Below are 25,418 nucleotides of genomic sequence, written 5' to 3' on the forward strand. Positions count from 1 at the left end.
CTTCACACCGTAATCACGGGTACCCGCGGGGCCAACGCGGTTAATAACTCGTACCCGATGGTGCCCGCCGCAGCCGCGACGTCGTCCACTTTCACCTCATTGCCCCACAGCTCAACCGGCGTGCCGATCCCGGCCTGCGGACAGGGGGTAAGATCAATCGCCAGCATATCCATCGACACGGTGCCGACCGTGCCGGTGCGCACGCCGTCCACCCATACCGGGGTGCCGTTTGGGGCGATACGCGGATAACCGTCGGCATAGCCGCCTGCGACAATCCCGATCCGCTGCTCGCCCGAGGCGCGGTAGCGGCTGCCATAGCCCACGGTATCCCCCGCTTTCAGGGTCTGAACCCCGATAATCTCACTGCGCAGGGACATAACCGGCTTGAGGCCACTGTTGGCGATATCCTGCCACTGCCCGGACGGTGACGCGCCGTAGAGCACGATCCCCGGACGCACCCAGTCGAAATGCGCTTCCGGGTGCCAGAGGGTCGCCGCCGAGTTAGAGAGCGAGCGCGGGCAGTCCAGCCCCTCCGCCGCCTGCTCTATGCGCATCATGGGCTCAGCAATGCCGTCCGGCTTTTCCGCATCGGCAAAATGGGCCATCAGCGTCATCCCGCCGATGTTCTTCAACGCCCGCAGCTGCTGCCAGACGCTGTGGACCCGATCCGGCTGGAAACCGAGGCGGTTCATGCCGCTGTTCACCTTCAGGTAGATATCGAGCGGGGCATGCAGCTTCGCATTCTGCAGCGCCTTAACCTGCCAGTTACTGTGCACGCTGGTGGTCAGGCGGTACTTATCAAACAGCGGCAGTTCATCGCTGCTGAAGAAGCCTTCGAGCATCAGGATCGGCCCTTTCCAGCCACGCTCGCGCAGCAGGATCGCCTCCTCCAGATTGAGCATTGCAAAGCCATCGGCGGCGCTTAACGCGCTCCAGACGCGATCCAGACCGTGACCATAAGCATTGGCTTTGACCACCGCCCAGACGCGTGAATCGGGCGCAGCGCGCCGGACAATTTGCAGGTTATCTTTCAGGGCCTGCAGATCCAGCTGAGCCACAACAGGACGGGACATGACGACTCCTTGTTAGTTATGCGCGCCGTGTAAATGCTGTGGACGTGACGGAGTGAACCCGGGCCGGTAGCGCGCGACGCTTAAATCATCAAACGGAATGGCCGGTGTGCGCCCGGAGATCAAATCACTGAGGAGCTGCCCCGATCCGCAGGCCATCGTCCAGCCCAGCGTACCGTGACCGGTGTTGAGCCACAGGTTCTTAAACGGGGTGCGGCCCACGACGGGCGTGCCGTCCGGGGTCATCGGGCGCAGCCCGGTCCAGAAGGTCGCCTGTTCGATAAAGCCGCCGCGCGGGAAGAGGTCGCCCACTACCATCTCCAGCGTTTCCCGACGCGGTTGCAGCAACTCGGTGTTAAAGCCGACGATTTCCGCCATTCCTCCCACGCGGATCCGGTTATCAAAACGGGTGATCGCGATTTTGTATGTTTCATCAAGGATAGTTGAAACCGGGGCACCACTCTCCTCTTTCACCGGGATAGTGAGCGAGTAACCCTTAAGGGGGTAGACCGGAATATCGACGATGCCTTTCAGCATGGCGGTGGAGTAAGAGCCAAAGGCCATTACGTAGGCGTCAGCTTTCACCACCTCGTCGCCGCACAGCACGCCGTAGATATTGTCCCCTTCGTACAGAAGCTTATCCACCGACGTGTTGTAGCGGAATTTAACCCCCGCCTGCTCTGCCATCTGCGCCAGATTCTGGGTAAAGAGCTGGCAGTCGCCGGTTTCGTCATTGGGCAGACGCAAACCGCCGGTGAGCTTGTGCGCCACCTCGGCCAGCGCCGGTTCGACCTGCGCCAGCTGGCTGGCTTCCAGCAACTGATACGGGACCCCGGCATCCTCGAGGACCGCGATATCCCGGGTGGCGTTTTCATACTGCTGGGCGGTGCGGAACAGCTGCAGGGTGCCTCCCTGACGGCCCTCATACTGAATGCCGGTGGAGGCGCGCAGCGCTTTCAGGCAGTCGCGGCTGTACTCCGCCAGGCGCACCATCCGCCCTTTGTTTTCCATGTAGTGCGAGGTGTCGCAGTTGCGCAGCATCTGCCACATCCACTTGAGCTGGAACTGCGTGCCGTCGAGGCTGATCGCCAGCGGCGCATGGCGCTGGAACATCCATTTAATCGCCTTCAGGGGCACACCCGGTGCCGCCCAGGGCGCCGCGTAGCCCGGCGAAATCTGCCCGGCGTTGGCGGCGCTGGTCTCCAGAGCCGGACCCGGCTCACGATCAATTACCGTCACGTCGTGCCCGGCCTGACTCAGGTACCAGGCGCTGGTTACGCCAACGACGCCACTTCCCAGTATGACAACACGCATAGCCACTCCCTTAATAAGCAAAAGAACAATCTTCTGATTACATATTGATAACCCAGCCGAAAATATTATTCAACATAGGCCTTTTTTATGGTGACTTACCTCACACCTTCCCCTGTTGACGGGGGTAGCACGGTTTTGGCATCTCCTGCTGCGCGGCATTTTTAACCAGAATATTATTCTGCCGGACACCCCCTTTTCGTCACGGAAAAAACGGGAAATCGCAAAGAAAAAAATAGCGTCCCAGCACGCTTTTGAATGGCGTGTTCTATGCTTGAAAAGAGGTTCTCCAGACAGAGAGAGCTACCAACAATGAGGGCGCGCTAATGGCTACTATTGATTCCATGAATAAGGACACCACACGTCTGAGCGATGGACCCGACTGGACATTCGAGCTGTTGGATACCTATCTGGCAGAAATTGACCGGGTAGCGAAACTCTACCGTCTGGACGCCTATCCCCATCAAATCGAAGTGATCACCTCCGAGCAGATGATGGACGCTTACTCCAGCGTCGGGATGCCCATTAACTATACCCACTGGTCGTTTGGCAAAAAATTCATTGAAACCGAACGTCTGTACAAGCATGGTCAGCAGGGGCTGGCCTATGAGATCGTCATCAATTCCAACCCCTGCATTGCCTACCTGATGGAAGAGAACACCATCACCATGCAGGCCCTGGTGATGGCGCACGCCTGCTACGGACACAACTCGTTTTTCAAAAATAACTACCTGTTCCGCAGCTGGACCGATGCCAGTTCGATTGTCGACTATCTGATCTTTGCCCGTAACTACATTACCCAGTGCGAAGAGCGCTACGGGGTGGACGAGGTAGAGAAGCTGCTCGACTCCTGCCATGCGCTGATGAACTACGGCGTGGATCGCTACAAACGACCGCAGAAGATCTCCCTGCAGGAGGAGAAAGCCCGTCAGAAAAGCCGGGAAGAGTATCTGCAGAGCCAGGTGAATACCCTCTGGCGTACCCTGCCGAAACGCGAGGAGGAGAAAACGGTAGTGGAAGCGCGCCGCTATCCTTCCGAGCCGCAGGAGAACCTGCTCTACTTTATGGAGAAGAACGCCCCGCTGCTGGAGCCGTGGCAGCGTGAGATCCTGCGCATCGTGCGCAAGGTGAGTCAGTATTTCTATCCGCAAAAACAGACCCAGGTGATGAACGAAGGCTGGGCGACGTTCTGGCACTACACCATCCTTAACCACCTGTATGACGAAGGCAAAGTGACTGAGCGCTTTATGCTGGAGTTCCTGCACAGCCACACCAACGTGGTGTTCCAGCCGCCTTACAACAGCCCGTGGTACAGCGGTATTAACCCGTATGCGCTGGGCTTTGCCATGTTCCAGGACATCAAGCGTATCTGTCAGAACCCGACGGAAGAGGATAAATACTGGTTCCCGGATATCGCCGGGTCCGACTGGCTGGAGACGCTGCATTTCGCGATGCGTGACTTCAAGGATGAGAGCTTTATCAGCCAGTTCCTGTCGCCGAAGGTGATGCGTGACTTCCGCCTGTTTACGGTGCTGGATGACGATCACAACAACTATCTGGAGATTTCGGCGATCCACAATGAAGAGGGGTATCGTGAGATCCGCTCCCGGCTCTCGGCTCAGTACAATTTGAGCAATCTGGAGCCGAATATCCAGGTCTGGAATGTGGATCTGCGCGGGGATCGCTCCCTGACGCTGCGCTATATCCCGCATAACCGCGCCCCGCTGGACAAAGGGCGCAAGGAAGTGCTGAAGCACGTCCATCGCCTGTGGGGCTTTGACATTATGCTCGAGCAGCAGAATGAAGACGGCAGCGTGGAGCTGCTGGAACGGTGCCCGGTTAAGGGGAATATGTTGTAATTCGGTGCGGCTTGTTTTGCCGGGTGGCGCTTCGCTTACCCGGCCTACCCGTGTTGCAGATGTTGTAGGCCGGGTAAGGCGCAGCCGCCACCCGGCGAAAAAAAACCTCTCACGCGAGAGGTTTTTTGTTTTAGCGTCCCTGGATGACCAGGTCGCCCGGCAGGGATTTCTGCATCCGGTGCCAGATCTCGCCGCTTTCACGACCGTAGCGACGCACGGTGTCGTACACCTGGTCGTGCATCCCTTCAGAGCAGAGTTCGCTCAGCTTATGGTAGAAGCCGAGCGCCAGGCTGCGGGCTTCCGGATTGGCGAAGTAGTGACGGCCAATGCGGGTATAGAGCCCTTTCATCCCGTTGAGGATCAGGCCGTAGATCGGGTTACCGGAGGCAAAGGCCAGGCCGCGGAAAACATTGTAATCCAGCAGGGCAAAGGCATCGGCGTGATCTTCCACTGCGGTAGCGCGGTTCAGCACTTCGAGGGCCTTATCCGGGTGCTGGCGGAATGCCGTGCGGATAAAGATGGTGGCGATGTTGGTACGTACGGAGAGCAGATTATCGATCAGCTGCGGAACGCTCTCGTGATCGAGACGCGCCAGCGTTTCAAGAATATTCAGACCCGACGTTTCCCAGAAGTTATTCACTTTGGTCGGTTTGCCGTGTTGGATCGTCAGCCAGCCATCGCGGGCCAGTCGCTGCAACACTTCACGTAAGGTGGTACGTGTGACGCCAATCAGTTCAGAGAGTTCGCGTTCTGCGGGAAGGATCGAGCCAGGGGGGAAACGGTTATTCCAGATGCTCTCGATAATGTACTCTTCCGCGAAACCCGCCGGGCTTTGCGCCTTTATGACCATAGTGAGTTTTCCATTAACTGCTTTTTACAAAATTCACTCATCATACCAGAGGCAGACAGAGGCAGATAGCGCAGCGAGGCGAGAAAAAAGGGATCGCCGTTTTATTTTTATCATTTAAAATTTCGGCCCGCGCCCCTTGCCTGGCCCGGTTTGCGTATACTTAATCCGTAATTATGTGATGGGCAAGGAAATCTGTTGTGGAAATGTCTTATAGCCGCGCCCTGTGGCGCAATTTTTTAGGCCAGTCCCCCGACTGGTATAAAGCAACCCTGGTTGTTTTTCTGGTTCTTAACCCGCTTATCTTTGTTGTCGACTCCTTCGCCGCAGGCTGGCTGCTGGTGGCAGAGTTCATATTTACCCTGGCGATGGCGCTGAAATGTTACCCCCTGCTACCGGGCGGCCTGCTGGCCTTCGAGGCGGTGGCGATCGGTATGACCAGCGCGGAACATGTGAAAGAGGAGCTGGCAAACAATCTCGAAGTGCTCCTGCTGCTGATGTTTATGGTGGCCGGGATCTACTTTATGAAGCAGCTGCTGCTGTTTATCTTTACCCGCCTGCTGCTGAGCATCCCCTCGAAAACGCTGCTGTCGCTGGCCTTCTGCGTAGCGGCTGCGTTTCTGTCGGCCTTCCTCGATGCCCTGACCGTGGTGGCGGTGGTGATCAGCGTCGCCGTCGGCTTCTATGGGATCTATCACCGGGTGGCCTCCGCAAAGCCGGAAGATAGCCTGCACGATGACAACCATGTCGATACCCAACAGCGCGAGGTGCTGGAGCAGTTCCGCGCCTTCCTGCGCAGCCTGATGATGCACGCTGGTATAGGCACCGCGCTGGGCGGGGTGATGACCATGGTCGGCGAACCGCAGAACCTGATCATCGCCAAAGCCGTTGGCTGGAACTTTACCGAGTTTTTCCTGCGCGTGGCCCCGGTCAGCGTGCCGGTACTGGTGTGCGGTCTGCTCACCTGCTGGCTGGTAGAGAAGTTTAAATGGTTTGGTTACGGCACCCTGCTGCCGACCCAGGTTCGCGAGGTATTACAGCGTTATGACGATGAGAGCCGCAGCCAGCGTACTCGTCAGCAGAAGCTGGCGCTGATTTTTCAGAGCATCATTGGCGTCTGGCTGATTATCGCCCTGGCGTTTCATCTGGCGGAGGTGGGATTAATCGGCCTGTCGGTGATCATCCTGGCGACCTCCTTTACCGGCGTGACGGATGAGCACGCCATCGGCAAAGCCTTTACCGAAGCGCTGCCGTTTACCGCTCTGCTGGCGGTGTTTTTCGCGGTGGTGGCGGTGATTGTCGACCAGCAGCTGTTTGCGCCGATCATTCGCTATGTGCTGCAGGCCGAGGCGGACGCCCAGCTGTCGCTGTTCTATCTGTTTAACGGCCTGCTGTCGGCCATCTCCGACAACGTGTTTGTCGGCTCGGTCTATATCAATGAGGCCAAATCTGCACTGCAGAGCGGCGCGATAAACCAGCAACAGTTTGAACTGCTGGCGGTGGCGATTAACACCGGTACCAACCTGCCCTCCGTCGCCACGCCGAACGGCCAGGCGGCGTTCCTGTTCCTGCTCACCTCGGCGCTGGCTCCCCTGATTAGACTCTCTTATGGTCGGATGGTGTGGATGGCGCTGCCCTATACGGTGGTATTAACCGGCGTCGGTTTGTTGTGCGTCAAAATTACCCTCATTCCTGTTACCCAATGGATGCTGCAGGCGGGTATACTGGCGACGCATTAAGTGAGTCAGCCGGGTAATTTATTGCCCGGCTGCACTGACGAATGATAAATATCCGATTACGTTATATTTTGCGCGCTGACAGTGGCGCGCGAATTGTTTTCGTTTACACTGCGCTTTCTATACCTGTTCCAGGGAAATGATTATGTTGAAATTTTTAAATCAGTGCTCGCGTGGACGCGGAGCCTGGTTGCTGTTGGCCCTGACCGCCTTCGCGCTCGAAATGGTGGCATTGTGGTTCCAGCATGTGATGTTGCTGAAGCCCTGCGTGCTGTGTATCTATGAACGTTGCGCGCTGTTTGGCGTGATGGGCGCAGGCCTGGTGGGCGCCATCGCCCCAAAAAGCCCGCTGCGCTACGGTGCGATTGCTATCTGGCTGTACAGCGCCGGAAAAGGGCTTCAGCTGGCCTGGGAGCACACCATGATCCAGCTGCACCCGTCGCCGTTTCAGACCTGTGATTTTGCCGCCAGCTTCCCGAGCTGGCTGCCGCTGGACAAGTGGCTGCCGCAGGTGTTCGTGGCCAGCGGCGACTGCTCTGTGCGTCAGTGGGAGTTCCTGACCCTCGAGATGCCGCAGTGGCTGGTGGGCATTTTTGCCGCTTATCTGGTCGTGGCGCTGCTGGTACTGATTGCCCAGCCGTTTAAACCGAAAAAACGCGATTTGTTTGGCAGATAAAAAAACGTCGGGTGGCGCTGCGCTTACCCGACCTACAGGCTCGTAGGCCCGCGCAAGCGAAGCGCCGCCGGGCATTAAAAAACCCGCCGCGGCGGGTTTTTTATTAGCTGCGGTTGGGATGATTCATAATATGGTCTTCCCAGTCGCGCACTTCAGATTCTCGCACCGCAATATGGCGCACAGAAATCCGCTCGCCGTGCATCGCCGCTTTCGAACCGGCCAGCAGCGGGTGCCATTTCGGCAATTCCTTCCCTTCCGCCAGCAGGCGATAGGCGCAGGTCGGCGGCAGCCATTCAAAGGTTGGCAGGTTGTCGCGGGTCAGTTTGATGCAGTCCGGCTCTAACTCGAACCGGCGCTCGTAGTTACGGCACTGGCAGGTTTTGATGTTCAGCTGGTTGCAGGCGACGTTGGTGAAATAGATTTCATCCGAGTCTTCATCCATCAGCTTATGCAGGCAGCACTGCCCGCAGCCGTCACACAGCGATTCCCACTCGGCGTCGGTCATGTTGTCGAGAGTTTTGCTTTGCCAGAAAGGAATGTCGCTCATAAGGATGTCCACACGTCAAAATAAAGCGCACCTTATAACCAGTCTGGCACCTCGATGCAAGTTTTGCCGCCCAAAAGGGGCGGCAAGCGGGGGTTACAGCACGCGGGTTTTCAGTGACAGGCCGTTAACGGCCACTTCCAGTTCGTCGCCGCCGGAGAGCGGACCCACCCCTTCCGGGGTGCCGGTGAGGATCACATCCCCCGGTTTCAGGGTGAAATAACGGCTCATATAGGCAATCAGCGGCACAATCTTGTGGATCATGTCGGCGGTGGAGCCCTGCTGACGCACCTCGCCGTTCACCTTCAGGCTCAGGGTGGTGTTCTGCGGATCGTCCTGAAATTCCGATACCGGTACAAACCCGGAGATCGGGCAGGAGTTATCAAAGCCTTTGGCTTTTTCCCACGGCTGGCCCGCTTTCTTCATTTTGCCCTGCACGTCGCGCAGGGTCAGATCCAGCGCCACACCATAACCGGCAATCGCCTTCTGCACATGATCTTCAGAGGCCTGGCGCAGCGTAGCACCTATCAGCACCGCCAGCTCCACTTCGTGGTGAACCGAGCCCAGCCCCTGGGGTAACGCCAGCGGCTGGCGAATATCACAGAGTGCCGTTTCCGGTTTAATGAACAGCACCGGCTCGTCCGGAACCGCACTTCCCATTTCCTGAATATGCTTTGCGTAATTACTTCCTACGCAGACGACTTTACTTACCGGATAATCCAGTAAGGCTCCTTGCCAGTTATGATGTTGATACATAGACGTCCCCTGAACGGTTAATGTGACGCTGACAGATAATTCTTAAACTATTTTTTCCCCTGCGCCTCAAGATGCTGTTTGAGTAAATTTTCTTGCGGTGGAGGGAGTTGTAAATAATAGCCCTGTTCGGCCAGCGCGGTTTTTACTTTTTCCAGATCGGCGTTGCTCAGCTGCTTGCGCCCGTCGAGGGGCATCAGCATCACCAGCTGCGGCTTACCGAAGCTCTTCATCAGGGCCTCAGGCACGCGGGAAAAATCGTCCTTTTTTTCGACATACAGGTAGGTCTGGTCGCGCTGGGTACTTCTGTAGATCACACAAAACATATATTTACTCTGAATTAAGCGGGAGGGTGACTTGCCTCAATATAATTGTGACTATAACATGCCTGATACTCTTCGGAATATCACGGCGCACACGTCGTGGTAAAAGCAAATTGAGTAAGGCCAGGATGTCAAACACGCCCATCGAGCTTAAAGGCAGTAGCTTCACCTTATCAGTGGTTCATTTGCATGAAGCAAAACCCGAGGTTATTCGTCAGGCGTTAGAAGACAAAATCGCGCAGGCGCCCGCATTTCTTACCCATGCGCCGGTGGTCATTAACGTAAGCGGCCTCGAAGCGCCGGTTAACTGGCACCATTTGCAACAGGCGGTCACCGCCACCGGCCTGCGGATTGTGGGCATCAGCGGCTGCAAAGACGCTGAGCTGAAAGCCGAAATCGATCGGGCAGGTCTTCCGCTGCTGAACGAAGGCAAAGACAAAGCCCCGCGCGCAGAGCCCCCTGCCCCGCCAGAACTCCCTGTTACCCCTGTCACAAAAACGCGATTGATTGATCTTCCGGTGCGTTCCGGTCAGCGCATTTATGCGCCAAACTGTGACCTGATTGTGACCAACCACGTCAGCGCAGGTGCGGAGCTGATTGCGGATGGCAATATCCATATTTATGGCTCAATGCGAGGCCGTGCGCTGGCGGGTGCCAGCGGCGATCGCGATGCGCAAATTTTTTGTACCCACCTGGAGGCGGAGCTGGTCTCCATCGCAGGTGTTTACTGGCTGAGTGATAACATCCCGGCCGAATTTTCTGGCAAAGCGGCACGTCTGCGGCTCGCAGACAACGCTTTGACCGTTCAACCGTTGAATTGATCCCTTTTTAACAAGGAATTTCTATGGCACGCATTATTGTTGTTACTTCGGGTAAAGGAGGCGTTGGCAAGACCACCTCCAGCGCGGCCATCGCTACTGGTTTGGCCCAGAAGGGAAAGAAAACCGTCGTTATTGATTTCGATATCGGCCTGCGTAACCTTGACCTGATTATGGGTTGTGAACGCCGCGTGGTGTACGATTTTGTGAACGTGATTCAGGGTGACGCCACGCTGAATCAGGCGATGATTAAAGATAAACGTACCGACAATCTCTATATTCTTCCCGCTTCACAGACGCGCGACAAGGATGCGCTGACCCGTGAAGGTGTGGAAAAAGTGCTCGATGAGCTGAAAAAGATGGAGTTCGATTTCGTGGTCTGCGATTCACCGGCAGGCATCGAAACCGGCGCGCTGATGGCGCTCTACTTCGCCGATGAAGCGATCATCACCACCAACCCGGAAGTGTCGTCCGTGCGCGACTCCGACCGAATTTTAGGGATCCTCGCCTCAAAATCCCGCCGTGCGGAAAATGGCCAGGAACCGATTAAAGAGCACCTGCTGCTGACCCGTTATAATCCGGGTCGCGTTAATAAAGGTGATATGCTGAGTATGGAAGACGTGCTCGAGATCCTGCGTATCAAACTGGTTGGCGTCATCCCGGAAGATCAATCCGTGCTGCGTGCCTCTAACCAGGGTGAACCGGTTATCCTCGACGCTAACGCAGACGCCGGTAAAGCGTATGCGGACACGGTAGATCGTCTGCTCGGAGAAGAACGTCCTTTCCGCTTCATCGAAGAAGAGAAGAAAGGTTTCCTCAAACGCCTGTTCGGAGGATAAGTTATGGCATTACTGGACTTTTTTCTCTCGCGGAAAAAAAGCACCGCTAACATCGCAAAAGAGCGTCTGCAGATCATCGTGGCAGAACGCCGCCGCAGCGACGCTGAACCGCATTACCTGCCGCAGCTGCGCAAAGATATTCTGGAAGTGATCTGTAAGTACGTGCAGATTGACCCGGAAATGGTGACCGTACAGCTGGAGCAAAAGGACGGGGATATCTCGATTCTGGAGCTCAACGTGACCCTGCCGGAAGCGGAAGAGTCACGTTCATAACCGTGCCTGATGCCGGGCGGCGCTGCGCTTGCCCGGCCTACGGATTCCCCACCGGGGCGATTACTGCGGATACGCTTCCAGTAGCGTATTCAGGCGATCGGCCATCAGTTCCCCGCGCCAGCCTGCCATCAGTTCCGGCGTACCGTTCTGCGGCTTCAGCTTCCAGTGCGCGTTCAGCAGCTGGTTGATCTGACGACGTGAGGCCAGCAGCTCGGCGCTGACTTTGCTCTCCGCTGCCACTTCCTGCACCAGGGCTTTAATCGCCTTAAAGGCTTTGCGATAACCCGGCATATCCATCAGGTTCAACAGCGGCTGCGGCAATGCCTCTTCCGGCAACGCCTGCGCTTTCTCCACCAGCGCCAGCAGGGTTTTACCGTGGAAGCGGATCTCCGAACCGGAAAGGCCGATGCTGTCCAGCTCGCCCAGGCTACCCGGCATGTAACGCGCCACGGCCCACAGATGCTCTTCACGCACCACAAAGTTCACCGCCAGGTCGCGCTCGCGCGCCTTACGCAGACGCCAGTCCGCCAGCAGCTGCAGACAGGCCAGCTGGCGGGTGCGCAGCTGCCAGGCGTTGCTGATATCGCGCCACGCCTCTTTCGGATCGGTGGTCTCCTGACGACGCAGCTGCGTCATCCGGCACTCATTGAGGGCAGCAGGCAGCCAGCCGGAAGCTTCGGCCTCTTTCATCAGCTGACCGGCAATCGGCAGCAGGTAGAAGACATCCGCCGCCGCGTAGTCGAGCTGGCGTTCGGTCAGCGGTCGCGCCAGCCAGTCGGTGCGGGATTCGCTCTTGTCGATCGCCAGCCCGGTGTACTCTTCCACCATGGCGGCAAAACCCCATGACAGCGGGCGACCGGCAAAGGCAGCGAGGATCTGGGTGTCGATCAGCGGCTCCGGCATGATGCCGAAGGTATTGAGGAAAACTTCCAGATCTTCACTTCCGGCATGCAGATATTTAGTGATGGCGGTATTCAGCAGCAGCGCACGCATTGGCGCCCAGTCGGTGATCCCCAGCGGGTCGATAAGCGACACATTTTTTCCGTCATACATCTGGATCAGACCCAGCTGCGGGTAATAGGTGCGGGTACGGACAAATTCGGTATCCAGCGCGATGGCGGGTGCGTCACAGGTGACATCGCACAGCGAAGCCAGCTCGTCGTTGGTGGTGATCATCTGGTAATTCAAATCATATTCTCTTTGGTTTGCGCCCATAAAAAAACGCCGGCCAGGCCAGCGTTTTGGGGTGACTAACACGAAGCTCAGGCTTTATTGTCTACTTTGGCGCGCGCTTCGTCACGTAATTCTCGTCGTAATATCTTCCCGACGTTCGATTTTGGCAGTTCGTCGCGAAACTCCACCAGTTTCGGCACTTTGTAGCCGGTCAGCTGGCGACGACAGAAGGTAATCAGCGCCTCTTCGCTGAGGTCAGGATCTTTTTTCACCACAAAGATTTTGACCGTTTCACCGCTGCTGCCTGCCGGAACGCCTACCGCGGCCACTTCCAGTACGCCGTTGTGCTGCATCACCACGTCTTCAATCTCGTTCGGATAGACGTTGAACCCGGAGACCAGGATCATGTCTTTTTTACGATCGACGATGCGCAGGAAACCTTCGTCATCCATCACCGCGATGTCACCGGTGTGCAGCCAGCCATCTTTGATGATTTCGTCGGTGGCGTCCGGACGCTGCCAGTAGCCCAGCATCACCTGCGGCCCTCTCACGCACAGTTCGCCCGGTTCGCCATGCGGCACTTCGTTATCGTTGTCATCCACCAGTTTGGCTTCGGTTGAGGGCACCGGCAGGCCGATGCTGCCGCTGTGGTAGTCGATGTCGTGCGGGTTGACGCTCACCAGCGGAGCGCACTCGGTCAGGCCATAGCCCTCCAGCAGATACTGCCCGGTGAGTTTGACCCAGCGCTCGGCCACCGCCTGCTGTACCGGCATCCCACCGCCCGCCGACAGATGCAGGGTCGAGAAGTCGAGTTGCTGGAACTCTTTGTTGTTCAGCAGGGCGTTGAAGAGGGTATTCACCCCGGTCATGGCGGTAAACGGATATTTCGCCAGCTCTTTCACCAGGCCGGGAATATCCCGCGGGTTGGTGATGAGCACGTTCTGGCCGCCAAGCTCGATAAACAGCAGGCAGTTCATGGTCAGGGCGAAGATGTGGTAGAGCGGCAGCGCGGTGATCACCAGCTCTTTGCCGCGATGCAGCAGCGGGCCGTAGGTGGCATTGACCTGTTCGAGGTTCGCCAGCATGTTGCGGTGGGTGAGCATCGCCCCTTTCGCCACCCCGGTGGTGCCACCGGTGTACTGCAGGAAGGCCAGATCCTGCGGCACCACTTCCGGTTTAACGTACTGCATCCGGTAGCCGTTGTGCAGCGCCCGGCGGAAGGAGATGGCGTCCGGCAGGTGATATTTCGGCACCAGACGTTTGACGTATTTAACAACAAAGTTAACCAGCGTCCCTTTGGCGGTGGAGAGCTGATCGCCCATCCGCGTCAGAATGACGTGTTTGACCTGGGTCTTGTCGACCACTTTTTCCAGGGTGTGCGCGAAGTTGGAGACAATCACAATCGCCGCCGCACCGCTGTCGTTCAGCTGGTGCTCCAGCTCGCGCGGGGTATAGAGCGGGTTGACGTTAACCACGATCATCCCGGCGCGCAGGATACCAAACAGCGCCACCGGATACTGCAGCAGGTTAGGCATCATCAGCGCTACCCGGTCACCTTTCTTCAGGCCTAAACCCTGTTGCAGGTAGGCCGCAAATGCCCGGCTGCGCTCTTCCAGCTTACGGAAGGTCATCACCTCACCCATGTTCACAAACGCAGGCTGATCGGCGTAGCGCGTCACGGAGTTTTCAAACAGTTCAACCAGGGATTGATAACGGTCAGGATTTATCTCTGCAGGCACATCCGCAGGATAACGGTTAAGCCAAACCTTCTTCACTACATCACCTCTGAAATGCGTGTTCGTCGTCATCACAGCCCCGGTTAATAAACAAGTCGTTAACATAATATTAACTCAGCGTACCAGTTTATTTATTGTCCGGATTTAAGGTTGCGAAGCGCGTCACTATTTATTTTTGTTATGGATATAAAAAAAACGAAACAGCGGCCAGGCCGCTGTTTCTTCTTCAGTGTTAACAGGGAGTTACTCTGTTACTACCGTCCGAACCTGAGCCGGTCCGGGACCGTAACCTGGCCAGCCGCCATAGCCGTAGCCATATCCATAGCGCCACGGATGCGGGCCCCAGTAGAAGGGATCGATCGGCTGCGGCGGCATTACCACCTGCTGCACTACCCGCCAGCGTTTATAGCCGTTGGCCTGCAGGGTCATAAATTTATACGGCGTGTTGCCAATTTTGCCCTGCTCCGTGCCGGTGATCGTACCGACGACGGTGATCAGCTGGCCACGGAAATCCACCGGGTCGAGGAAACCGTTCACATCGGCATAGATGCGCCCGCGCGAGGCTTCACCCAGCACCGGTCGCGCGCCGCTGTCCAGCGGGACGGTGGCGATTTCCAGACGGGTTTTCCCCTGCTGGTTCAACACCTCCACCACCTTGCCGCCGAAGCGTGCTTCCTGGCCGACATACAGCTCCGGCGCGTTCATCACCCGGACCAGATCCTGCTGCGGCGTCGGGCTGCTGCCCTTGATCGCATCAGGGACAGAGACACATCCTGTTAATGCCAGGGCAAAGGCCCCGACGGTCAGCAGACGAACAACATATTTTTGAACCGCCATGATGCGACTCCTTTTTCTCAGGCTCTGATACTGAGATTCACTCCCGGCCCGGAAGTTTCTTCCACGCTACGGTGTTTCGCAAATAAACCGGCTCGGCCTTCTCGACCGCCACGGTGTTTCCTGCGGCCAGCAGTTGACGGGCGATAGGCAGCATATCTTCTGCGGCAGGCAGCAACACGTTACCGTCCACCAGGGTCAGACCGCTGTCGTTGGCCATATCGGGCCATGCCGGCCAGCCGGTGCCGACGGTTGCCCACTCACCGGAAAGCTGCTTCATACGTTCGCCTGCTGCGTCCGGGGTGAGCACCGCTTCACTCTCTTCCCCGTGCCAGACGCCCTGCTCATCGCGGGTATACTCGGCCCAGTAAACTTCGCCCATCCGGGCGTCGATGGCGGCCAGCACGCGGGTGGCACCGGTGTTGCGCCAGGCACCTTCAGCCATGGTAGCAAGGGTCGAGACGCCAATCATCGGCAGTTCGGCACCCAGTGCCAGTCCCTGGGCAATGCCAATCCCGATGCGCACGCCGGTAAAGCTGCCTGGGCCACGGCCATAGGCCAGGGCATCGAGGTTATTCAGGGAGGTGTTGCCCTCGGTGAGGATCATCTTCACCAAAGGCAGGATACGTTGGGTATGTTCCCGGGGGCACTCTTCGAAATGAGCACAGAGTTTACCGTCGTTCCACAGGGCAACAGAGCAGGCCTCTGTGGCGGTATCAATAGCCAGAATTCGCATGTGTTGTCGCGCTCTCGCAAGGGGCAGTCACAAAAAGGCGCGCATTTTAACACATCCGCCAGTAAATTACTCCGCCTCAGACGCCGCCAGGAAACGCACTGCGCGATCGATATCCCGGGTACGCGGCGCCGGCGGCAGGCTGGCGATAAAAGTGGCCCCGTACGGACGCATCACCAGCCGGTTATCGCAGATTACCAGCACCCCGCGATCGTCCACGTCGCGGATTAAGCGCCCCACCCCCTGCTTGAGGGTGATCACCGCGTCCGGAAGCTGCACCTCATCAAAGTGATCGCCCCCGCGCAGACGGCAATCTTCCATTCGCGCCTTCAGGAGCGGATCGTCCGGCGAGGTAAAAGGCAGTTTGTCGATGATCACCAGCGACAGGGCGTCACCGCGCACGTCCACCCCTTCCCAGAAGCTGCTGGTCGCCACCAGCAGAGCGTTGCCGGCGGTGACAAACTGCTGGAGCAGCTGGCCTTTACTGGTTTCACCCTGCAACAGCACCGGCAGGGTCATGGTGGCGCGGAACTGCTCCGCCAGATCGCGCATCATGGCGTGGGAGGTACAGAGCATAAAGCAGCGGCCGTTATTGGCCTCGATCATCGGCTTGAGCATCGCCGCCAGATGGCGGGCGGCGCCGGGCTGATTAGGCAGCGGCAGATTACGCGGTACGCAGAGCAGCGCCTGGGTGGCGTAATCAAACGGGCTCGGCAGCAGCAGGGATTTGGCCTCTGCGATGCCGAGACGTTCGGTGAAGTGGTGCAGATCATCGTTCACCGACAGCGTAGCGGAGGTAAAGATCCAGCTGCCCGGTTTTTGCGCCATCACCTCCTGGAATTTATCGGCCACGGTGAGCGGCGTCAGGGCGAGGGTGAAATGGCGCGAGTTGCATTCGTACCAGTAGCTGTAGCCTGGCTGGTTAAACTCTTTCAGCCGTTTCAGGCGGGTGCGGTAGAGCGTGGCGCGCTCGAAGGCGGCATCCAGCAGCGCGGAACGGCCAAGGGAGAGCTTCGCCACGTCGTAGCAGAGCTCGAGGGCGTCGTCGAGCAGCAGTAGCGCCCGCTGAATATGCTGATCGGCCAGCAGTTCGCGCAGGTTGCCGCGATAGCCCGGATCGCCGAGCTGCATACGGAAATCCTGAGTGCTTTGCGCCAGCCGGTCGGCGCACTTCTGCAACTGCTGGGTATCTTTCAGTTCGGTGCGGTAGGCGATAGTGAAATCTTTCGCCAGGTCCAGCAGCTGGCGGCTCGAGAGGGACTGGCCGAAATACTGGCTGGCGATATCCGGGAGCTGATGGGCTTCATCGAAGATCAATACGTCAGCCTCGGGGATCAGCTCACCAAAGCCGCTCTCCTTCACCACCATATCCGCGAGAAACAGGTGATGGTTGACCACCACCACGTCGGCATCCATCGCCGTTTTACGCGCTTTGACCACAAAACAGTCTTTGTAGAGCGGGCAGTCGCTGCCGAGACAGTTGTCATTGGTGCTGGTGACCAGTGGCCAGACGGCGGAGTCTTCGGCCACGCTGGCGCAGGTGCTGATGTCCCCGTCGAGGGTCTGGTTAGCCCAGGTGCGCAGGATGATCACATCGCTGAGCGTCTGCACCGGCAGATCGCCCCCGGCCAGCGCCTGCTGGTCGAGCCGTTCGATACAGAGGTAGTTGGAGCGCCCTTTCAGCAGGGCCAGACGGCCTTTGTACTTCAGGGCTTTGGCCACGGTAGGCAGGTCGCGGCTGTAGAGCTGATCCTGCAGCGCCTTTGATCCAGTGGAGATGATCACTTTCTTTTTGGCACGCAGCGCGGGCGCGAGGTAGGCATAGGTTTTACCGGTGCCGGTGCCCGCTTCCACCACCAGCGGCCGGGCGCTGTCGATTGCCTCGGCTACCGCGTGCGCCATCTGACGCTGCGGTTCACGCGGCTTAAAGCCGGGAATTGCCTTTGCTAACTGTCCGTCTGCTGCGAAATCGTCTGCCACTCTGCCCCCTGTATTTTTGCACAGGGGATTATGTCAGGCCGCTCGCCCTGGCGCCAGTCGAGAGTGACGCAGGCAAAACAATATGGCAGTCTTGCCTGCTGAAACAGACACTCACGAGGAAACGTAAATGACAATTGTGCGCATTGATGCCGAAGCCCGCTGGTCAGATGTGGTGATCCACAACCAGACCCTGTACTACACCGGCGTCCCGGCCAATCTGGATGCCGAGGCTTATGAGCAGACCGCCAATACCCTGGCGCAGATTGACGCGGTACTGGAAAAACAGGGCAGCGACAAATCGCGCATTCTGGATGCGACGATTTTCCTGGCGAACAAAGATGATTTCGCGGCGATGAACAAAGCCTGGGATGAGTGGGTGGTGGCAGGTCACGCGCCTGTACGTTGCACGGTACAGGCGACGCTGATGAAACCGCAGTATAAGGTGGAGATTAAGATTATCGCCGCAGTGTAAGGGCGTTACTCTTCTTCATCCTCATCTTCAAAACGCGCCACGATCCGCTCGCCGGTATGGGTGGCGCGCAACTCGTTTGCCACCTGGGTAATGGCCTGCCCGCTGCTCATCCCCTGGGACATCAGCTCCTGAATACGCTCGACGGCCTTTTGCTGCTGGTCGTGGCTCAGTGAAGGTAAACCTGCAAACATCGTCAACTCCTGCTAAATTATCAGCGCTAATTATTTCACGCTGCCCGGTAGTCTACCACCCATGAACCCGTTATCCCCCACTGTTTTGACATTACCCTGGCGCCCGGACGCCGCAGAATTCTGGTTTGCGCCGCTAAGCTCTCTGCCGTGGGCGATGCTGCTGCATTCCGGCCATGCGGATCATCCCTACAGCCGCTTTGACATTCTGGTGGCCGACCCGCGTACCACCCTGGTAACTCACGGGGCGGATACGCTGATCGACGGTGTTCACTCGGACGCCTGCCCGTTGAGTTTGCTTCAGCAGGCTATGGATGAGATGGGCCTGCCCTGCTCGCCGAACCCGGACCTGCCCTTCCAGGGCGGCGCGCTGGGGTTGTTCGGCTACGACCTCGGTCGCCGCTTCGAACAGCTGCCGGAACGGGCCGGGCGTGATATTACCCTGGCGGACATGGCCGTCGGCCTGTACGACTGGGCGATCGTTGTCGATCATCGCAAACAGCAGGTGTCGCTGGTCTGTCATGGCGACGCAGAAGCCCGGCTGGCGTGGCTCGAATCACAACGCGTGCCCGCTAATGCGCCCGCGTTCCGGCTGACCTCCGGCTGGCAGGCCAATATGTCCGCGGCGGAGTACCATCAAAAATTCGATCGCGTGCAGGCCTTTTTGCACAGCGGCGACTGTTATCAGGTCAATCTGGCCCAGCGTTTTCAGGCCCGCTATGAGGGCGACGAGTGGCAGGCCTTTACCCGGCTGAATGCCAACAACCGCGCCCCGTTTAGTGCCTTTTTGCGTCTCGAAGAGGGGGCTATCCTGAGCCTCTCACCGGAGCGGTTTATCCATCTGGCGGAGGGCGTCATCCAGACCCGCCCGATCAAAGGCACCCTGCCGCGCCTCGCGGATGCGGACGCCGATCGTCAGCAGGCGGAGAAACTCGCCGCCTCGCCGAAAGACAGAGCCGAAAACCTGATGATTGTCGATCTGATGCGCAATGACATTGGCCGGGTGGCGGAGCCGGGAAGCGTGCGCGTCCCGGAGCTGTTCGTGGTCGAGCCCTTCCCGGCCGTCCATCACCTGGTGAGCACCATTACCGCCCGGCTGCCGCCCACGCAGACCGCGTGCGATCTGCTGCGCGCCGCCTTTCCCGGCGGGTCGATCACCGGCGCGCCTAAGGTGCGGGCGATGGAGATCATCGACGAGCTGGAGCCTCACCGCCGTAACGCCTGGTGCGGCAGCATCGGCTACCTGAGCCTGTGCGGCGGCATGGATACCAGCATTACCATTCGTACCCTGACGGCAGTGGATGGACAAATTTACTGTTCCGCAGGCGGCGGGATCGTGGCTGACAGCCAGGCCGCAGCGGAATATCAGGAAACCTTTGATAAAGTGAATCGTATTCTGCAACAACTGGAGCGCTAACTGGTGAATACCCACGATCTGACTCTCGACAATTTTTTATCGCGTTTTCAGCTTTTGCGTCCGCAGGTGAACAGCACGTCGTTAAACCAGCGTCAGGCGGCGGTGCTGATCCCGGTGGTGCGTCGGGAGCAGCCGGGCCTGTTGCTGACCCGACGATCCGCGCAGATGCGCAAACATGCCGGTCAGGTGGCGTTTCCTGGCGGCGCGGTGGACAGCACCGACGCCTCGTTAATTGCCGCTGCTCTGCGTGAAGCCGAGGAAGAAGTGGCTATTCCGCCGCACAAGGTCGAGGTGATTGGCGTCCTGCCGCCGGTGGACAGCGTGACCGGTTTTCAGGTGACGCCGGTGGTGGGCATTATTCCTCCCAACCTGCCCTATCATGCCAGCGTGGATGAAGTGGAGTCGGTGTTCGAAATGCCGCTCGCCGAAGCCCTGCGTCTGAGCCGTTATCATCCCCTGGATATTCATCGTCGTGGCCACGATCATCGGGTATGGCTCTCCTGGTATCAGCATTATTTTGTCTGGGGCATGACTGCGGGAATTATTCGCGAGCTGGCGCTGCAGATCGGCCTGAAACCTTGACTATACTTTACATTCGCCTCTTTTTTGCACCTTTGCGATCCGCCTCCCGCTATTAGTTAATCCCGCGTTGGCCATTAGTTTAATTCATGTGAATAGTTGAGCTGACGACGGGCTTCCCTCTTACACTATGCGAAGTTATTACATCGTTACTGGAAACCCGGTAACCCTGTCAGGAGTGTTAAAGTGATTAGTATATTCGACATGTTCAAAGTGGGGATTGGTCCCTCTTCTTCCCACACTGTAGGGCCGATGAAGGCCGGTAAACAGTTCGTCGATGACCTGGTCGAAAAAGGATTACTGGACAGCATTACCCGCGTGGCGGTGGACGTATACGGTTCACTGTCGTTAACGGGTAAAGGCCACCACACCGATATCGCCATTATTATGGGTCTGGCCGGAAATATGCCGGACACCGTAGATATTGACGCCATTCCGGCGTTTATCCGCGACGTGGAAACGCGCGGTCGTCTGCTGCTGGCGAATGGCCGGCAGGAAGTGGATTTCCCGCAGGACGACGGCATGCGTTTTCGCAGCGACAACCTCTCGTTGCATGAGAACGGGATGCAGATCCACGCCTTCAGCGGCGACAAAGTGGTCTACAGCAAAACCTATTACTCCATCGGCGGCGGCTTTATTGTCGACGAAGAGCATTTCGGCAAAGACACGGCGGGCGACGTGAACGTGCCTTACCCGTTCAAGTCAGCGAAAGAGATGCTGGATTACTGCCACGAGACCGGCCTGTCCCTCTCCGGCATGGTGATGCAGAACGAACTGGCGCTGCACAGCAAGAAAGAGATTGAAGACTATTTTGCTAACGTCTGGCAGACCATGCGTGCCTGTATCGATCGCGGCATTAATACAGAAGGCGTGTTGCCGGGTCCGCTGCGCGTACCGCGTCGCGCCTCTGCCCTGCGCCGGATGCTGGTCACCACCGACAAGTATTCCAACGATCCGATGAACGTCATCGACTGGGTGAACATGTTTGCCCTGGCGGTAAACGAAGAGAATGCCGCTGGCGGACGTGTGGTCACGGCCCCGACCAACGGTGCCTGCGGGATCGTTCCGGCGGTACTGGCCTACTACGATCACTTTATCGAATCGGTGAGCCCGGATATCTACATTCGCTACTTCCTCGCCGCCGGCGCGGTGGGTGCGCTGTATAAGATGAACGCCTCCATCTCCGGCGCCGAAGTCGGCTGTCAGGGTGAAGTCGGCGTGGCCTGCTCAATGGCGGCTGCCGGTCTGGCTGAGCTGCTGGGCGCCAGCCCGGAACAGGTGTGCGTGGCGGCAGAGATCGGCATGGAGCACAACCTCGGTCTGACCTGCGACCCGGTTGCCGGTCAGGTGCAGGTGCCGTGTATCGAACGTAACGCCATCGCCTCGGTGAAAGCGATTAACGCCTCCCGCATGGCGATGCGCCGCACCAGCGAACCGCGCGTCTCGCTGGATAAGGTAATCGAAACCATGTACGAAACCGGCAAAGACATGAACGCCAAATACCGCGAAACCTCTCGCGGCGGCCTGGCGATCAAGGTGCAGTGCGACTAATCCTCTGACTGCCCTGCTGCAACTTTCGTCTTTCATACCCCCTTCGCCCATCTGATACAGATGGGCGAATTTCATGCACTTTTCTCGTTACCTGAAATAATGCCCACTACACTAGCTGAGTTGCCACGGGCATTGGCGCCAGTGGCTATTCGGGTGGCCGTGGCATGCAAACAGCTCACAGGATAATTAAAAATTATCGCCGCAAACGGATTATCGTCTGCCTGGTGCTGTCCTTCTCCACTCTCATCTGCTCGCTCATCATCGGCTTTATTTCGCAGCGTAATTTAAATCAGCAGTCTACCGCCGCCTTCGTATCGCATGCGGTTGAGACCCTGGATAAGATCCTGCAGCCGCTGGAGACCGGGCGCGACGTGGTGCAGCCGCTGATAGGCCTGCCCTGCGTGGAGGTAAATTTTTTACTGCGTAAACAGGCCGCCTCCCTGCAAACCGTGCGCTCGATTGGCCTGATCAAGGACGGTATTCTCTATTGCTCCAGCATGTTCGGAAACCGCGATATCCCCATCAGCCAGTTCCAGCCCCGGCTGCCCGCTTCTCAGCCTTTACTGCTCCTTACCACCGATCATGCTCTGCTGCAGGGCAGTCCGGTGCTTATCCAGTGGTACCCAGTGCCGGGCCAGGTCGATGATGGGGTGATAGAGATTGTGAATATCGATCTTATTGCCAGACTGCTGCTGGAGCCCCAGCTGCCCATTATCAACGACGTTAACCTCAGCGTCGGCGGTAAGCACCTGAACTATGACCGCCAGCTCTCGGATGCGCTGGTGTTTGACAGCGACGAGACGGTGTTTCAGCAGGCCTCCAGCAATTTCCCGTTCACCATCACCGTGAACGGCCCAGGCCCGACGGATCTGGCCCTGAGAAACCTGCCCTCACAGCTGCCCCTGGCGGTGATATTCACCATGCTGGTGGGCTATATCGCCTGGCTTGCCACCGCCAGCCGCATGAGTTTCACCCGGGAGATCAATTATGGGCTGGCTGCCGGCGAGTTTGAGCTCTTCTGCCAGCCGCTGATCGATGCCAAAAAGCAGGACTGCGTGGGGGTAGAAATTCTTCTGCGCTGGAACAACCCGCGGCAGGGGTGGATCGCCCCGGATATTTTTATCCCGCTGGCGGAGGAGCATAACCTGATTGTCCCCCTGACCCGTTACGTGCTGATCGAAACCGTCAGCCATCTGGCGATGTTTCCCACCGCGTCGGGGTTTCATATTGGCATCAACGTGGCGGCCAAACATTTTCGCGACGGGGTGCTTCTTCACGATCTTAACAGCGTCTGGTTCAGCGCCGAGCCCGCGCAGCAGCTGGTGATTGAGCTTACCGAGCGCGATACCCTGCTGGAGATGGATTACAACATTGTGGAGGCCCTGCATCAGAAAGGGGTCAAGCTGGCGATCGATGATTTCGGCACCGGCAACAGCTCGCTGTCGTGGCTGGAAAAACTCAATCCGGAAGTGCTGAAAATAGATAAATCCTTCACCGCCGCGATTGGCACCGATGCCGTTAACTCGACGGTGACGGATATTATTATTGCCCTGGCCCAGCGTCTGAACATTGAGCTGGTGGCGGAAGGGGTGGAGACCTGCGACCAGGCTAAGCATCTACGCCTGCACGGCGTCGAAATTCTGCAGGGATTCCTGTATGCGCGGCCAATGCCACTGCGGGATTTCCCGCAGTGGCTGGCGGAGAGTTCACCTCCGCCAGCCTCTCACAACGGGAACATGATGCCGTCGTTACCCTGATTACTCGTCTTCGTCGTGGGCAGACTGCTCTTTAACAATGCGCACCAGATCAACGCGGTAATCATTGGCGGTCACGATGGTTATCTTCAGCGGCGGCAATTCAAGCACATCACCGGCACGCGGGATCTGACCGTTAACGGCAATCACCAGACCCGCAACCGTCGCGATATCATCATCGTTGTTGGTCAGATGTTCCAGACCCAACGTATGTTGCAGCGCATGCAGGTCGGTGGTGCCTTTTACCAGCCAGCCATCATTGTCGTTGATGATTTCCGGCGTTTCGTCAGCATCCGGGAACTCACCGGCAATCGCTTCCAGGACGTCCAGCGGCGTCACCAGACCCTGCACCACGCCAAACTCGTTGGTCACGATCACAAAGCTACCCCGGGCACGACGCAGCACGCCCAGTAGATTGATCGGGTCGAGGGTCTCCGGCACCACGATGGCAGGCGAGGCGGCCGCAATGGCTTCAACGTTCGCCCCCTCTTCCAGCGCCACCAGCATCTCTTTAGCACGCACAATACCGATGATCTCATCCAGCTCACCGCGACACACCGGGAACAGGCTGTGCGGGGAGGAGAGCAGCTGCTGGCGGATTTCTTCCACACTCAGGCTGGCATCAACCCAGCTGATCTCACCGCGCGGGGTCATGATCCCGCGCAGGGAGCGCGAAGCCAGCGACAGCACGCCGTTGATCATATAGCGTTCTTCTTCCACAAAGGCGCCTTCAGGCACTGGCACCGGAGCATGGTTATCGTTGTCCTGCTGCGCTTTGGCTTCACGGCGGCCGCCCATCAGACGCAGAATCGCATCAGCGGTACGGGCACGCAGCGGCTGGTTCGACTGCTGGCGAATAAAGTTGCGGCGGGCAATCTGGTTAAACATCTCTATAATGATCGAGAAACCAATTGCGGCGTACAGATAGCCTTTCGGAATATGGAAGCCGAAACCTTCTGCCACCAGGCTCAGACCAATCATCAGCAGGAAGCTCAGACAGAGCACCACCACGGTCGGATGTTCGTTCACGAATCGTGTCAACGGCTTCGAGGCGAGCAGCATCACCGCCATCGCAATGATCACAGCAGCCATCATCACCGGCAGGTGGTTCACCATACCGACAGCGGTAATCACCGCGTCGAGGGAGAAGACGGCATCCAGCACCACGATTTGCATGACCACCACCCAGAAACTGGCGTAGCCTTTGCCGTGTCCGTCGTCATGCTGGCGGTTTTCCAGCCGTTCATGAAGCTCGGTTGTGGCTTTGAAGAGCAAGAATAGCCCCCCCACCAGCATGATCAGGTCACGCCCTGAGAAGGTGAAATCGAAGACAGTGAACAGGGGTTTGGTCAGCGTCACCATCCACGAGATGACCGACAGCAGCGCAAGACGCATGATCAGCGCTAAAGAGAGGCCGATTAAACGTGCTTTATCCCGTTGTTTAGGCGGCAGTTTATCCGCAAGGATGGCAATAAACACCAGGTTATCGATGCCGAGAACGATCTCAAGCACCACCAGCGTGAGCAATCCCACCCAGATTTGCGGGTCCATTAAGAATTCCATGACAAGCTCCTGCTAAAGGAATGGCAAAACGGCGCCGCGACAGATGCGGGCGAAACGGTAGAAGGCGTAAACAGTGAGTGGCGAGAGTCGCCGGTAAGGCTGGCCAGAATTGGCCGGATGTGTGACTGGCGTCGGTGACGGTCCATACAGTGGGCTACTGCCCAATACTCCTGACAAGTAAACGGACGCTAAACATATCAGAGACATGGGCTTTATGGCAAAGATTTACTTTCCTTTGCAAACAGATGTTTCAGCGCTTTTTTTGATCGCAGAAATATCTCATTGGCTTAGGCTAAATTACGGATCTTCATCACATAAATTATTTTTTCACTGTCTAAAATAAATCGCGTAAGTCTTAGTAAATTGAACTCTAACCCTTATCTGAATCG

At 57.6% G+C, this 25,418-nt stretch carries 25 protein-coding genes; 11 read left to right on the forward strand and 14 right to left on the reverse strand.

Annotation, left to right across the window (positions count from 1 at the left end; genetic code table 11):
* Nucleotides 1-2 precede the first annotated feature (2 nt).
* Nucleotides 3-1,073: a catabolic alanine racemase DadX gene (gene dadX / locus G7090_RS13465; protein ID WP_166182759.1), complete on the reverse strand. Its 1,071-nt coding sequence runs from the start codon at nt 1,071-1,073 to the stop codon at nt 3-5.
* A gap of 12 nt (nt 1,074-1,085) precedes the next feature.
* Nucleotides 1,086-2,384, reverse strand: a complete 1,299-nt coding sequence (locus tag G7090_RS13470) for a D-amino acid dehydrogenase (RefSeq protein WP_166182760.1) — start codon at nt 2,382-2,384, stop codon at nt 1,086-1,088.
* Nucleotides 2,385-2,707: 323 nt separating this feature from the next.
* Between G7090_RS13470 and G7090_RS13475 the strand changes: the two genes are divergently transcribed.
* Entirely contained in the window at nt 2,708-4,240 is a 1,533-nt protein-coding gene (locus G7090_RS13475; RefSeq protein ID WP_156264025.1) for a SpoVR family protein, read from the forward strand.
* Nucleotides 4,241-4,370: 130 nt separating this feature from the next.
* Here the strand turns inward: G7090_RS13475 and fadR are convergent, their stop codons facing one another.
* On the reverse strand, nt 4,371-5,090 hold the full coding sequence (fadR, locus tag G7090_RS13480) for a fatty acid metabolism transcriptional regulator FadR (protein WP_106993267.1): 720 nt from the start codon (nt 5,088-5,090) through the stop codon (nt 4,371-4,373).
* Nucleotides 5,091-5,287: 197 nt separating this feature from the next.
* On the opposite strand from fadR, the gene nhaB reads away from it, so the two are divergent.
* Entirely contained in the window at nt 5,288-6,826 is a 1,539-nt protein-coding gene (nhaB, locus tag G7090_RS13485; protein WP_166182761.1) for a sodium/proton antiporter NhaB, read from the forward strand.
* Nucleotides 6,827-6,968: 142 nt separating this feature from the next.
* Nucleotides 6,969-7,499 carry a disulfide bond formation protein DsbB gene (dsbB, locus tag G7090_RS13490; RefSeq protein ID WP_106993269.1) on the forward strand — a complete coding sequence of 177 codons (531 nt, stop codon included), beginning with the start codon at nt 6,969-6,971 and terminating at the stop codon, nt 7,497-7,499.
* A gap of 103 nt (nt 7,500-7,602) precedes the next feature.
* On the opposite strand, the gene G7090_RS13495 is transcribed toward dsbB, so the two are convergent.
* From G7090_RS13495 to G7090_RS13505, 3 genes are all read right to left on the reverse strand, one after another.
* Entirely contained in the window at nt 7,603-8,046 is a 444-nt protein-coding gene (locus G7090_RS13495; protein WP_106993270.1) for a YcgN family cysteine cluster protein, read from the reverse strand.
* Nucleotides 8,047-8,139: 93 nt separating this feature from the next.
* The gene (locus tag G7090_RS13500) at nt 8,140-8,799 is read right to left on the reverse strand and encodes a fumarylacetoacetate hydrolase family protein (protein WP_106993271.1); all 660 of its coding nucleotides are present in this window, start codon (nt 8,797-8,799) and stop codon (nt 8,140-8,142) included.
* 47 nt (nt 8,800-8,846) lie between these two features.
* A complete protein-coding gene (locus G7090_RS13505) occupies nt 8,847-9,122 on the reverse strand; it encodes a YcgL domain-containing protein (RefSeq protein ID WP_166182762.1) in 276 nt (91 codons plus the stop codon).
* A gap of 125 nt (nt 9,123-9,247) precedes the next feature.
* Here G7090_RS13505 and minC point away from each other — a divergent pair, with 125 nt between their 5' ends.
* From minC to minE, 3 genes are read left to right on the forward strand one after another with little or no spacing between them, the layout of a single operon-like run.
* Nucleotides 9,248-9,940, forward strand: coding sequence for a septum site-determining protein MinC (gene minC, locus G7090_RS13510; RefSeq protein WP_106993273.1), 693 nt, complete (start codon nt 9,248-9,250; stop codon nt 9,938-9,940).
* A gap of 23 nt (nt 9,941-9,963) precedes the next feature.
* The gene (gene minD, locus G7090_RS13515) at nt 9,964-10,776 is read left to right on the forward strand and encodes a septum site-determining protein MinD (RefSeq protein ID WP_106993274.1); all 813 of its coding nucleotides are present in this window, start codon (nt 9,964-9,966) and stop codon (nt 10,774-10,776) included.
* Nucleotides 10,777-10,779: 3 nt separating this feature from the next.
* Nucleotides 10,780-11,049 (forward strand): cell division topological specificity factor MinE, encoded by a 270-nt coding sequence (minE, locus tag G7090_RS13520; protein WP_032611475.1) that lies wholly within the window; start codon nt 10,780-10,782, stop codon nt 11,047-11,049.
* Between the two features lie 60 nt (nt 11,050-11,109).
* Here the strand turns inward: minE and rnd are convergent, their stop codons facing one another.
* The 5 genes from rnd to G7090_RS13545 all read right to left on the reverse strand — a co-directional run bounded on the left by rnd (nt 11,110) and on the right by G7090_RS13545 (nt 17,505).
* Entirely contained in the window at nt 11,110-12,237 is a 1,128-nt protein-coding gene (gene rnd, locus G7090_RS13525) for a ribonuclease D (protein WP_166185341.1), read from the reverse strand.
* A 74-nt stretch (nt 12,238-12,311) separates the two neighbouring features.
* A complete protein-coding gene (gene fadD / locus G7090_RS13530; RefSeq protein WP_146145510.1) occupies nt 12,312-13,997 on the reverse strand; it encodes a long-chain-fatty-acid--CoA ligase FadD in 1,686 nt (561 codons plus the stop codon).
* A gap of 204 nt (nt 13,998-14,201) precedes the next feature.
* Entirely contained in the window at nt 14,202-14,795 is a 594-nt protein-coding gene (locus G7090_RS13535; RefSeq protein WP_166182763.1) for a Slp family lipoprotein, read from the reverse strand.
* A 37-nt stretch (nt 14,796-14,832) separates the two neighbouring features.
* The gene (gene tsaB, locus G7090_RS13540; RefSeq protein ID WP_106993277.1) at nt 14,833-15,528 is read right to left on the reverse strand and encodes a tRNA (adenosine(37)-N6)-threonylcarbamoyltransferase complex dimerization subunit type 1 TsaB; all 696 of its coding nucleotides are present in this window, start codon (nt 15,526-15,528) and stop codon (nt 14,833-14,835) included.
* Between the two features lie 66 nt (nt 15,529-15,594).
* On the reverse strand, nt 15,595-17,505 hold the full coding sequence (locus G7090_RS13545) for an ATP-dependent DNA helicase (RefSeq protein WP_166182764.1): 1,911 nt from the start codon (nt 17,503-17,505) through the stop codon (nt 15,595-15,597).
* Between the two features lie 127 nt (nt 17,506-17,632).
* Here G7090_RS13545 and G7090_RS13550 point away from each other — a divergent pair, with 127 nt between their 5' ends.
* Complete coding sequence (locus tag G7090_RS13550) at nt 17,633-17,977, forward strand: RidA family protein (RefSeq protein WP_166182765.1); 345 nt, start codon at nt 17,633-17,635, stop codon at nt 17,975-17,977.
* A 5-nt stretch (nt 17,978-17,982) separates the two neighbouring features.
* On the opposite strand, the gene G7090_RS13555 is transcribed toward G7090_RS13550, so the two are convergent.
* Entirely contained in the window at nt 17,983-18,168 is a 186-nt protein-coding gene (locus G7090_RS13555) for a YoaH family protein (RefSeq protein ID WP_166182766.1), read from the reverse strand.
* 61 nt (nt 18,169-18,229) lie between these two features.
* On the opposite strand from G7090_RS13555, the gene pabB reads away from it, so the two are divergent.
* From pabB to G7090_RS13575, 4 genes are all read left to right on the forward strand, one after another.
* Nucleotides 18,230-19,582, forward strand: coding sequence for an aminodeoxychorismate synthase component 1 (pabB, locus tag G7090_RS13560; RefSeq protein WP_166182767.1), 1,353 nt, complete (start codon nt 18,230-18,232; stop codon nt 19,580-19,582).
* Nucleotides 19,583-19,585: 3 nt separating this feature from the next.
* On the forward strand, nt 19,586-20,164 hold the full coding sequence (locus G7090_RS13565) for a CoA pyrophosphatase (RefSeq protein WP_106993282.1): 579 nt from the start codon (nt 19,586-19,588) through the stop codon (nt 20,162-20,164).
* A 183-nt stretch (nt 20,165-20,347) separates the two neighbouring features.
* Nucleotides 20,348-21,712: an L-serine ammonia-lyase gene (gene sdaA / locus G7090_RS13570; RefSeq protein ID WP_106993283.1), complete on the forward strand. Its 1,365-nt coding sequence runs from the start codon at nt 20,348-20,350 to the stop codon at nt 21,710-21,712.
* Between the two features lie 164 nt (nt 21,713-21,876).
* On the forward strand, nt 21,877-23,469 hold the full coding sequence (locus G7090_RS13575) for an EAL domain-containing protein (protein WP_106993284.1): 1,593 nt from the start codon (nt 21,877-21,879) through the stop codon (nt 23,467-23,469).
* Here G7090_RS13575 and yoaE read toward each other — a convergent pair whose 3' ends face one another.
* Nucleotides 23,470-25,029, reverse strand: coding sequence for a CNNM family cation transport protein YoaE (gene yoaE, locus G7090_RS13580; protein WP_106993285.1), 1,560 nt, complete (start codon nt 25,027-25,029; stop codon nt 23,470-23,472).
* Nucleotides 25,017-25,175, reverse strand: a complete 159-nt coding sequence (locus G7090_RS23950) for a hypothetical protein (RefSeq protein ID WP_371811700.1) — start codon at nt 25,173-25,175, stop codon at nt 25,017-25,019. The genes yoaE and G7090_RS23950 overlap by 13 nt, the downstream gene beginning before the upstream one ends.
* Nucleotides 25,176-25,418: the final 243 nt, after the last annotated feature.

The sequence above is a fragment of the Leclercia sp. 29361 genome (assembly GCF_011290365.1).
In the GTDB taxonomy this organism is placed as follows: domain Bacteria; phylum Pseudomonadota; class Gammaproteobacteria; order Enterobacterales; family Enterobacteriaceae; genus Enterobacter; species Enterobacter tamurae.